Source organism: Streptomyces cahuitamycinicus, from assembly GCF_002891435.1.
Classification (GTDB): Bacteria; Actinomycetota; Actinomycetes; order Streptomycetales; family Streptomycetaceae; genus Streptomyces; species Streptomyces cahuitamycinicus.
The window spans coordinates 1-9,349 of sequence record NZ_POUC01000326.1 but is presented as its reverse complement, the minus strand read 5'-3'; the positions used below and the strand labels follow the sequence as shown (position 1 = coordinate 9,349).

The window sequence follows — 9,349 nt, the reverse complement described above, 5'->3', positions numbered from 1 at the left end:
CTAGTCTCGTGGGCTCGGAGATGTGTATAAGAGAAAGGTCGCGTGGCGACGGCGGGGGCGGCCACGTACACCCAGGCCCGGACGGCCGCCCCGTCCGCCGCCCGGACGACCTTCCGCTCGACGCGTTCGTACAGACTGCGCGGATCCCCCGGCACGTACTCCTCCAGCCGGTCCAGCTCGGCGAGCAGCTCCTCGTACGCCTCCGGCAGTGCGGTCACCAGCTCCCCGCTGACCACGCCGCCGCCCGGCTCCTCGACCGCGTACGGGTAGCCCGGCCCGGCGTACAGCACCGCGCCCGCGAGCCTCCCCGGCTCCTCGGAGCGGGTGCGGCCGCGCAGGAAGAGGCCGTGGTTGGCCTCCCCCGGGCGGAGGGTGCCGTAGACGAAGAAAGGGAAGGTCACACGAACGATTCTGCACCCTCACACACCTGCACAACGGCGCTATGGACATGCCATGCCCGCGCCGCCTTAACTCGCGGTCAACATCAACGCCGCCCCCGGTCGACCCCACGCGACCGGGTGCGCCCGTATGAGGAGACCGATGAGTCGGATACGTCATGTCCGCGGTTCCCGTCTCGCCCTCGCCGGTGTCGCCCTCACCGGCACCACCGCCCTGCTGGCCGCCGTCCTCTCCCCGGCCGCCGACGCGGCGGACCGGCCGACCAGGTCCGGTGCGATCGAGGACGCGGAGGCGGTGCTCGCGGACCGGGCCGGAGCCCTGGGCCTCACCTCGGCCCAGGAGACCGAGGTCCGGGACGTCGTCGTCGACGAGGACGGCACCCGGCACGTCCGCTACGACCGCACCTACCACCGGCTCCCGGTCCTCGGCGGCGACTTCGTGCTCCACCAGAACCCGGACGGCACCTACCGCGGTACGAGCCGCGCGACGACGTCCGCGCTCTCCCTGGCGAGTGTCACGCCGAAGGTGGCCGCCCCCAAGGCCGCCGACCTCGCGGCGAGCCTGCTGCGCGCCGCGCACCTCGGCGAGACCCTGAAGAAGCTGACGGCCAAGCCGCGACTGGTCGTCGACGCCCTGCACGGCGCCCCGAAGCTGGCCTGGCAGACCGACGCGGTGGCGCACGACGAACTCGGCAACCCGGTCGGGCGCACGGTGCTGACCGACGCGACGACCGGCGCCCGGATCGACGCCTGGGACTCCCTGGAGTCGGCCTCGGGCGACGGCAAGTCCCTCTACGGCGGCACGGTCCCGCTGGAGACGACGGCGTCCGGCTCGTCGTACGGGCTGAAGGACGCGACACGCGGCGGCACCTACACCGGCGACGCCGAGAACAAGACGGACCAGTGCCTGCTGACCATCTGTCTGACCCGCGCCCCCGCGACGCTCTTCACGGACGCCGACAACCGGTGGGGGACGGGTACGGCCGCCGACCGGTCCACGGTGGCGGTGGACGCCCAGTACGGCACCGACGTCACCTGGGACTACTACAAGAAGGTGCACGGCCGCGCCGGCATCGCGGGCGACGGCAAGGGCTCCTTCAACCGCGTCCACTACGGCAAGGACTACAACAACGCCTTCTGGGACGACAACTGCTTCTGCATGACGTACGGCGACGGCGACGGCAAGCTGATGGGCCCGCTGGTGTCGCTGGACGTCGCCGCGCACGAGATGTCCCACGGCGTCACGTCCAAGACGGCGGCGCTGACGTACTCGGGCGAGTCCGGCGGCCTGAACGAGGCCACCTCGGACGTCTTCGGCGCGCTGGTGGAATTCCACGCGGCCAACGCCGAGGACCGGGGCGACTGGCTCATCGGTGAGAAGGTCGTCCGCTCCGGCCTCGGCCGCGAGGCCCTGCGCTTCATGGACAAGCCGTCCAGGGACGGGAAGTCGGCGGACTGCTGGAGCGAGAAGCTCGGCGACCTCGACGTGCACTACTCCTCCGGCGTCGGCAACCACTTCGCCTACCTGCTCGCCGAGGGCAGCGGCAAGAAGACCCTCAACGGCGTCGCCTACAACTCCCCGACCTGCGACGGCTCCACGGTGACCGGCATCGGCCGGGCCAAGCTGGGCAAGATCTGGTACCGCGCGCTGACGGTCTACATGACGTCCTCGACGGACTACGCGGACGCCCGCACGGCCACCCTGAGCGCGGCGAAGGACCTCTACGGCGGCGACAGCACCGAGCGGAAGGCGGTGGCGGCGGCCTGGAAGGCGGTCGCCGTGAGCTGACCCCTACCTCTCGACGGCCTCCAGCCGCACCGCGCACGCCTTGAACTCCGGCATCCGGGAGGTCGGGTCGAGCGCGGGGTTGGTGAGGGTGTTGGCGCGGCCCTCGCCCGGCCAGTGGAAGGGCATGAAGACGGTGTCGGGCCGGATGGCGTTCGTGATCCTCGCGGGCGCCACGGCCCGGCCCCGCCGCGACACGACGGCCACCGGGTCCCCCTCGGCCGCTCCCAGCCGGGCGGCCAGCCTCGGGTGCAGCTCCACGAACGGGCCGGGCGCGGCGGCGTTCAGCTCCGCCACGCGCCGGGTCTGCGCCCCGGACTGGTACTGCGCCACGACCCGCCCGGTGGTGAGCAGCACGGGGTACTCGTCGTCGGGTTCCTCGGCGATCGCACGGTGGACGACGGGGACGAACCGGGCCCGGCCGTCGGGGGTGGCGAAACGGTCGAGGAAGAGACGGGGCGTGCCCGGGTGCTCGCCCTGTGTCTCCCCGGCTTGGCTGCCGGGCTGGGTGTCCGGGCCGTCGCCGGCCGTCTCCCCGGTGGGGCCACCGGGCCGGGCGTCCGCGCCCTCATCCACCGCGTCCCCTGTCGCCGGGCACGGCCAGAACACCCCGTTCTCCTCCACCAGCCTCCGGTACGTGATCCCCGAGTAGTCCGCCGCCCCGCCCGCCGACGCCCGGCGCAGCTCCTCGAAGACCTCCTCCGGGTCGGTCGGGAAGCCCTTCTCCACGCCCAGGCGGGCGGCGAGTTCGTGCAGCACCTCCAGGTCGCTGCGGATGCCCTCGGGCGGGGTGATCGCCCGGCGCCGCAGCAGGACCCTGCCCTCCAGGCTGGTCGTCGTGCCCGTCTCCTCGGCCCACTGGGTGACCGGCAGGACCACGTCCGCGAGCGCCGCCGTCTCCGACAGCACCACATCACAGACCGCCAGGAAGTCCAGCGACCTGATGCGCTCCTCGATGTGCGCGGCCCGCGGCGCCGACACCACCGGGTTGGAGGCCATCAGCAGCAGCGACCTGATGTCGGTGCCCAGCGCGTCCAGCAGCTCGTAGGCACTGCGCCCCGGGCCGGGCAGACTGTCCGGGTCGACACCCCACACCCCGGCGACATGGGCCCGCGCGGCCGGGTCGTCGAGCTTGCGGTAGCCCGGCAACTGGTCGGCCTTCTGCCCGTGTTCGCGCCCGCCCTGCCCGTTGCCCTGCCCCGTGAGACAGCCGTAGCCGGACAGCGGGCGGCCCGCCCGGCCGGTCGCCAGGCACAGGTTGATCCACGCGCCGACCGTGTCCGTGCCCTTGGACTGCTGCTCGGGCCCCCGGGCGGTGAGCACCATCGCCGACTCCGGCTCGCAGAACATCCGCACGGTCTGGCGGAGTTGGGGAACGGACACCCCCGTGATCCGCTCCACGTACTCCGGCCAGTGCGCCATCGCCGCCGCCCGGGCGTCCTCCCAGCCGGCCGTGCGCTCCCGGACGTACTCCTCGTCCACCCGTCCCTCGGCGATCACCAGGTGCAGCAGGCCCAGGGCGAGCGCCAGGTCCGTGCCCGGCCGGGGCGCCAGGTGCAGGTCCGCGTGCTCGGCGGTCTTCGTGCGGCGCGGGTCGATGACGATGAGCGTGCCGCCGTTCTCCTTCAGCTCGGTGAAGAACCGCAGCGACGGAGGCATGGTCTCCGCGAGGTTCGACCCGACGAGGATCACGCAGCCCGACTTCGGGATGTCCTCCAGCGGGAAGGGCAGCCCCCGGTCGAGGCCGAACGCCTTGATACCGGCCGCCGCCGACGACGACATGCAGAAGCGCCCGTTGTAGTCGATCTGCGAGGTGCCGAGCACGACCCGCGCGAACTTGCCGAGCGTGTACGCCTTCTCGTTCGTCAGCCCGCCCCCGCCGAACACCCCGACCGCGTCCGGCCCGTGCTCCGCGCGCGTGCGGCCCAGCCCCGCGGCGATCCGGTCCAGCGCCTCGTCCCAGGAGGCGGGCACCAGCGTGCCGCCCCCGTCGCGCACCAACGGGGAGGTCAGACGGACGTCGCGCGCGAGCACCGCCGCGGACGTACGGCCCTTGCCGCACAGCGCGCCCCGGTTGACCGGGAAGTCCGTGCGCTCGCTCACCTCGACGGTCCCGTCCGGCGTGGGCGTCAGGTTCATCCCGCACTGCAGGGCGCAGTACGGGCAGTGCGTGGGCGTCGCGGTGCTCTGCATACCGTTCAGCGTGCGTCGGCCGTGTTACGCCCGGGACGGTTCCCTGTTACGCGGCCGGGACGGCAACCTCCCCGCCCCCGGCCCGCCCGCGTGAGGCAGGAGTCCCTCGTCCGGTCAGGCACAGGCCCGCCCTCCTTCAGGTCGTCACCGACCGCCGCGGACGTTGCCTGTGGGACGAAGAACGCCACATGTGGCTCATTGGGTTCCTTTCTTGGCCGATCCGCGCTCGTTGAGAGTTGAAGCAGCAGCACTACGCTCTCGCTACGCGCAGCGCTCGCACGACTCCGCACGGCGTTCGACACCCGGGCATGCCCGCCACTCACGGCTGCATCCACCCGCGGCCGGCCCGCGGGTGGCAAATCCGACCTCGAAACAGCCAGGAGGCCACCCGATCATGCCTCTGCGCCACTTGACCCCCCGCGACCAGCGACTTTTCCGGCAGTACGGCCGAGGCCCCACCGTCCCCGTCCCCGACCCGCTCCTGCACCACGCCGTCGCCCGGCACGCCAGGGCCACCCCGCACGCCGTGGCCGCCGAACACCAGGGCGCCCGCATCACCTACGGCGAGCTCGACCGGCACGCCGGCGCCCTCGCCGCCCGCCTGGCCGACGAGGGCGTCCGCCCCGGCGACCACGTCGGCCTCTTCGTCCGCCGCTCCATTCCGATGCTGGTCGGCCTGCTCGGCATCCTGAAGGCCGGTGCCGCCTACGTCCCGCAGGACATCGGCCTCACACCCCCGGCCCAGCTCACCCACGTCATCCGCACCGCCCGCACCCGGGTCGTCCTCACGGTCGCCGAGCACGCCCACCGCGTGCCCCTGCCCGACGGCCACCTGCTGCTCCCGCTCGACGAGCCGCTGCCTTACGCCCCGGCCCCACGCGTCCGCGTCACCGCCGACGACGGCTGCTACGTGCTGTTCACCTCCGGCACCACCGGCCGCCCCAACGGCGTGAAGGTCACCCACCGCAACGTCGCCAACCTCCTGCTCACCGCCCCGGGCGGCCTCGGCGTCCGGCCCGGCGACCGGGTCGCCCAGCTCCTCAACATCGCCTTCGACATGGCCGCCTGGGAGATCCTCGGCTGCCTCGCCCAGGGCGGCACCCTCGTCATCCGCGGCAAGGACCTCGCCGCCGCGGCCCGCACCGCCGACGTGCTGATCGCGACGCCGACCGTGCTGTCCGGCCTCGACCCGGCCGCCTGCGCCCGGGTGCGCACGGTCGCCGTCGCGGGGGAGCCCTGCCCGCGCCCGCTGGCCGACCGGTGGGCCCGGCAGGCCGCCTTCTTCAACTGCTGCGGCCCCACGGAGACGACGATCGTCAACACGATGAGCCGCCACGACCCCTCCGCCGCGCTGCTCACCATCGGCCGCCCCACCCCCAACAACACGGTGTACGTCCTCGACGCGGACCGCCGCCCCCTGCCGGTCGGCGAGGTGGGCGAGATGTGGGCCGGCGGCGACTGCGTCTCGGCCGGCTACCTCGGCGACGACGCCCTCAACGCCGAGCGCTACGCCCCCGACCCGTTCCTCGGTGGCGGCCGGCGCATGTTCCGCACCCGCGACCTCGGCCGCTGGACCCCCGAGGGCGCGCTGGAGCACCTCGGCCGCACCGACGACCAGGTCAAGGTGCGCGGCTTCCGCGTCGAGCTGGACTGCGTCTCCTCGGTCCTGGAGTCGGCCGCCGGCTGCACCCGGGCCGTCACTCTGAAACGCGACGCCCGCACCCTGGTCTCCTTCGTCTGCCCGGCGGACGTCGACCCGGACGCGGCGCGTCGCGCGGTCGCGGACGCCCTGCCCTACTACTGCGTCCCCGAGCGGATCCTGCCGCTGGCGTTCCTGCCCGAGACCGACCGCGGCAAGGTCGACAAACAGGCGCTGCTGCACATGATCGAGGAGCGCTTGGCGGTGGCGCGATGACCACGTCGCTTCCCCGGAACGACCAGGCCACCGGCGGGCTCCCGCCACTCCTGTCCGGCCCCCGCCGCCTGCTCAAGCACCCCCGCCTGATGCACTACAACCGGCTCGCGGCCCTGGTCCTGCTGGCCAACGCGGTCTTCGCGGCGACCGCCTGGCCGCTGGACGACCGCACCCTCGGGCACGCGGCGCTCGCCAACCTCGCCCTCGCCGTCGTCGTACGCCAGCAGTACGTCATCAACCTGCTGTTCCGGCTGGCGACCTCGGCGCCGACCAGCTGGCCGCTGCGGGTCCGCTGGACGCTCGGCAAGGTCTACCACTTCGGCGGACTGCACGTGGGCGGGGCGCTGGCGGGCACGGCCTGGTTCCTGGCCCTGACGATCACGACACCCAGCGGCCCCCTCATGGCCGTCGGCTGGGCCCTGATCGCCCTCCTCGGGCTCGTCATCGCCACCGCCCTGCCTCCGTTCCGCTCCCGCCACCACGACCACTTCGAGAAGATCCACCGCTTCGGCGGCTGGGCGGCCCTAACCCTGTTCTGGACGCACACGCTGCTGTCGTCGCCGGGCCCCTGGGAGGTCGGCGTGCTCGCGGTGGTCACCTTCAGCGTCGCCCTGCCCTGGCTGCGGCTGCGCAAGGTGGACGTCCGCCTCGAACGCCCCTCCTCCCACGTGGTGCTGGCCCGCTTCGACCACGGCGAGACGCCCTTCGCGGGCTCCTCCACCGCGATCAGCCGCAGTCCGCTGAAGGAATGGCACTCCTTCGCCAACGTCCCCGCCCCCGGCGAGCCCGGCTTCCGCCTGACCATCTCCCGGGCCGGCGACTGGACCGGCTCCTTCATCGACGACCTGCCCCGGCAGGTGTGGGTCAAGGGCATCACCACGGCCGGCGTCGCCAACATCGAGGTCCTCTTCACCAAGGTCGTCTACGTCGCCACCGGCAGCGGCATCGGCCCCTGCCTGCCCCACCTGCTCGCCGCCCAGGTGCCCTCCCGGCTCGTCTGGGCGACCCGCGACCCCCGCGCCACCTACGGCGACGCCCTGGTCGACGAGATCCTCGCCGTCCAGCCGGACGCCCTGATCTGGGACACCTCCCGGCACGGCAAGCCCGACATGGTGCGCCTCGCCCACGACGCACACCGGGACTTCGGCGCCGAGGCGGTCATCTGCATCTCCAACAAGAAGCTGACCTGGCAGGTGGTCCAGGGCCTGGAACGACGGGGCATCCCGGCGTACGGCGCGATCTGGGACTCGTGACCCGCACACGCGCTGCCCAGAAGGAGACCCGCACCTCGCGCTGCCCAAAGGGAGACCCGCACTCGCGCTGCCCGAAAGGAGAAGAGAGATGAACCATCTGAAAGTCGAACGGCACGGCCGTGTGGTGACCGTGCGCCTGCACCGCCCGCACGTCCGCAACGCACTCAGCAGTGAGCTCCTCACCGAACTCCTTGGTGTTCTACGCCCGTTGGACACCGACCCGGCAACCGGCTGCTTCGTCGTCACCGGCTCGGACACGGTCTTCGCGGCGGGCGCCGACATCAAGGAGATGGCCGGGAAGTCGGCCGTCGACATGGCGGCCGAGGACTACTTCGCCGCCTGGGAGGAGTTCGCGGACCTCCGCACCCCGAAGATCGCGGCCGTCAACGGCATGGCTCTGGGCGGCGGTTGTGAGCTGGCGATGATGTGCGACCTGGTCGTCGCGGGGGAGTCGGCCGTCTTCGGCCAGCCCGAGATCAAGCTGGGCGTGATCCCCGGCATCGGCGGCACCCAGCGGCTGACCCGTCTCGTCGGCCGGGCCAAGGCCATGGACCTGGTCCTCACCGGCCGCACGATGGACGCACGGGAGGCTGGACGCTGCGGTCTCGTCTCCCGCGTGGTCCCTGACGACCGGGTCCTGCCCGAGGCCCTCGAAGCGGCGGCGGCGATCGCCTCCTACGGCCGCGCCGCGGTCAGGGCGGCCCGCGAGTGCGTCGACCGGGCCCTGGAGACCGGCCTGCGCGACGGCATCCGCTTCGAACGCCGTGTCTTCCACGCCCTGTTCGCCACCGACGACCAGAAGGAGGGGATGACGGCGTTCCTGGAGAAGCGCCCTCCGCGCTTCCAGGGACGCTGACCCGGACCCGAACCGCTCACGGGAGAGGGCCTTCGGCTGTCGCCAAGGCCCTCTCCACTCCCGGCTCCCGCGGCCCGAGGAACCGCGGATCCGGCCGGAACACCGCGTCCAGCGCGGCCTTCCCGGCGGCGAGGATCTCCCGGGCACCCCCGTAGTACCAGGTCGCGTCGTGCACCGCGTCCACCCCGACCCCGTACGACGCGACCCCCGCCGCCTCGCACAGCGCCACCGCCCGACGGATGTGGAAGCCCTGGCTGATCAGCACGGCCTCGTCCACCCCGAAGATCTTCTTCGCGCGCACGCAGGAGTCCCACGTGTCGAACCCCGCGTAGTCGCTGACGATCCGCCCGTCAGGCACCCCGTGCCGCGTCAGGTACCCGCGCATCGCGTCCGGCTCGTCGTAGTCCTTCCGGCTGTTGTCCCCGGTGACGAGCACCACCTCCACCCGGCCCTCCCGGTACAGCTGCGCCGCCGCGTCCAGCCGGTGCGCGAGATACGGCGAGGGCTCCCCGTCCCACAGGCCGGCACCGAACACCACGGCCACATCGGTACGCGGCACATCCGCCGCCGTACGCAGCCGGTCACCCGCCACGGCGTACATCCACGTCGACGGAAGCAGCGCGAGCACGCACCCGGCCATCACGGCCTGCACGAGCCTGCGCTGCCCCCGCCGGGTACGCGGCAGCCGCGGTCCGCGGAACGTCACACGACGCATCGGACGGTCCCTCCCAGGTCGGCCCCTCGACAGTCAGGGACGCCCTCACGGGCCGCCCGGTTCACCCACAGCGACGTGACCAGCTTCACGCGGTACACGGAAACCGCACGTCAAGGCGGCTCACACACCTCATGTCCCGCATCGTGAACCGCTGGAAAACACCCGTGACGCCCACGCAACGGGAAGGCAACGTGACGCCGCGACCATCGGTACATGCCCAGTAAGCTCAGCCT

7 protein-coding genes are annotated in these 9,349 nt (G+C 72.6%); 4 read left to right on the top strand and 3 right to left on the bottom strand.

Annotated elements, in window-relative coordinates; all coding sequences use genetic code 11:
* The coding region (locus tag C1J00_RS31565) for a gamma-glutamylcyclotransferase family protein (RefSeq protein ID WP_102912405.1) at positions 1-401 on the bottom strand (401 nt) is incomplete at its 3' end.
* A gap of 139 nt (positions 402-540) precedes the next feature.
* Here C1J00_RS31565 and C1J00_RS31560 point away from each other — a divergent pair.
* The gene (locus C1J00_RS31560; protein WP_102912404.1) at positions 541-2,187 is read left to right on the top strand and encodes a M4 family metallopeptidase; all 1,647 of its coding nucleotides are present in this window, start codon (positions 541-543) and stop codon (positions 2,185-2,187) included.
* 3 nt (positions 2,188-2,190) lie between these two features.
* Here the strand turns inward: C1J00_RS31560 and C1J00_RS31555 are convergent, their stop codons facing one another.
* On the bottom strand, positions 2,191-4,377 hold the full coding sequence (locus C1J00_RS31555; RefSeq protein WP_102912403.1) for a molybdopterin oxidoreductase family protein: 2,187 nt from the start codon (positions 4,375-4,377) through the stop codon (positions 2,191-2,193).
* A 394-nt stretch (positions 4,378-4,771) separates the two neighbouring features.
* Between C1J00_RS31555 and C1J00_RS31550 the strand changes: the two genes are divergently transcribed.
* From C1J00_RS31550 to C1J00_RS31540, 3 genes are all read left to right on the top strand, one after another.
* Positions 4,772-6,292 (top strand): amino acid adenylation domain-containing protein, encoded by a 1,521-nt coding sequence (locus C1J00_RS31550; protein ID WP_102912402.1) that lies wholly within the window; start codon positions 4,772-4,774, stop codon positions 6,290-6,292.
* A complete protein-coding gene (locus tag C1J00_RS31545; RefSeq protein WP_102912401.1) occupies positions 6,289-7,545 on the top strand; it encodes an FNR domain-containing protein in 1,257 nt (418 codons plus the stop codon). Before C1J00_RS31550 ends, C1J00_RS31545 begins: the two co-directional genes overlap by 4 nt.
* An 88-nt stretch (positions 7,546-7,633) precedes the next feature.
* A complete protein-coding gene (locus C1J00_RS31540) occupies positions 7,634-8,401 on the top strand; it encodes an enoyl-CoA hydratase-related protein (protein ID WP_102912400.1) in 768 nt (255 codons plus the stop codon).
* A gap of 16 nt (positions 8,402-8,417) precedes the next feature.
* Here C1J00_RS31540 and C1J00_RS31535 read toward each other — a convergent pair whose 3' ends face one another.
* The gene (locus tag C1J00_RS31535; RefSeq protein WP_102912399.1) at positions 8,418-9,116 is read right to left on the bottom strand and encodes a SanA/YdcF family protein; all 699 of its coding nucleotides are present in this window, start codon (positions 9,114-9,116) and stop codon (positions 8,418-8,420) included.
* Positions 9,117-9,349 lie beyond the last annotated feature (233 nt).

Excerpts from the sequence above, each read along its gene's own strand:
- C1J00_RS31560 (WP_102912404.1), top strand. The coding sequence starts at position 541 with ATGAGTCGGATACGTCATGTCCGCGGTTCCCGTCTCGCCCTCGCCGGT.
- C1J00_RS31555 (WP_102912403.1), bottom strand. The coding sequence starts at position 4,377 with ATGCAGAGCACCGCGACGCCCACGCACTGCCCGTACTGCGCCCTGCAG.
- C1J00_RS31550 (WP_102912402.1), top strand. The coding sequence starts at position 4,772 with ATGCCTCTGCGCCACTTGACCCCCCGCGACCAGCGACTTTTCCGGCAG.
- C1J00_RS31545 (WP_102912401.1), top strand. The coding sequence starts at position 6,289 with ATGACCACGTCGCTTCCCCGGAACGACCAGGCCACCGGCGGGCTCCCG.
- C1J00_RS31540 (WP_102912400.1), top strand. The coding sequence starts at position 7,634 with ATGAACCATCTGAAAGTCGAACGGCACGGCCGTGTGGTGACCGTGCGC.
- C1J00_RS31535 (WP_102912399.1), bottom strand. The coding sequence starts at position 9,116 with ATGCGTCGTGTGACGTTCCGCGGACCGCGGCTGCCGCGTACCCGGCGG.